The following is an 880-nucleotide window of genomic DNA, read 5'->3' on the forward strand; positions in this document are numbered from 1 at the left end:
CTTATGATTTCGGTAGCAAAACCAATATCCTACGTATGCTCGTCGACCGCGGTTGTCACGTAACGGTCGTCCCAGCACAAACGCCTATCGCAGACGTGCTAGCGATGAACCCAGACGGTATTTTCTTATCAAATGGCCCTGGCGATCCTGCCGCCTGTGACTACGCTATCGACGCCGTACGTCACATCATTGAAGAAACAGACGTACCAACGTTTGGTATTTGCTTAGGTCATCAGCTGATTGGTCTTGCTAGCGGTGCTAATACGATCAAAATGAAAACGGGCCACCATGGTGCCAACCATCCGGTACAAGATCTAGCAACAGGCACGGTGATGATCACCAGTCAAAACCATGGTTTTGCGGTTGATGAAGACACGCTACCTGACAACGTTAAATCGACCCATCGCTCACTGTTTGACAGTACTAACCAAGGTATTGAGCTGACCAATAAGCCAGTCTTTAGCTTCCAAGGTCACCCAGAAGCCAGCCCTGGTCCACATGACTGCGCACCATTGTTTGATAAGTTTGCTGAGATGATGGCAGCGGCTAAAACTGCTCAAGCTTAAATAACGATTAGAACGATATAGTAAGTCAAAGCTTGAATCGCTAAACGCGGTTCGAGCGGCACTATAACAAAGCACTGTAAGTATAAAACGCCATGAGCGTTATCAAAAATAAAGATTACTCAAATTATCACCCAAACGAAGGTAGCTCTAACTATGCCAAAACGTACCGACATAAAAAGCATTCTTATCATTGGCGCAGGTCCCATCGTTATCGGCCAAGCGTGTGAGTTTGACTATTCAGGCGCACAGGCGTGTAAAGCACTAAAAGAAGAAGGCTCCCGTGTCATCTTGGTCAACTCAAACCCAGCGACCAT

At 46.9% G+C, this 880-nt stretch carries 2 protein-coding genes; both read left to right on the forward strand.

Annotated elements, in window-relative coordinates; genetic code table 11:
* Positions 1 to 566, forward strand: a 566-nt coding sequence (locus ACS8FC_RS15855) for a carbamoyl phosphate synthase small subunit (RefSeq protein WP_439297476.1), incomplete at its 5' end; no start/stop codon positions are given.
* 153 nt (positions 567 to 719) lie between these two features.
* A partial coding sequence (locus ACS8FC_RS15860) for a carbamoyl phosphate synthase preATP-grasp domain-containing protein (protein WP_439297477.1) occupies positions 720 to 880 on the forward strand: 161 nt, incomplete at its 3' end.

Source organism: Psychrobacter sp. 1Y4 (genome assembly GCF_051847555.1).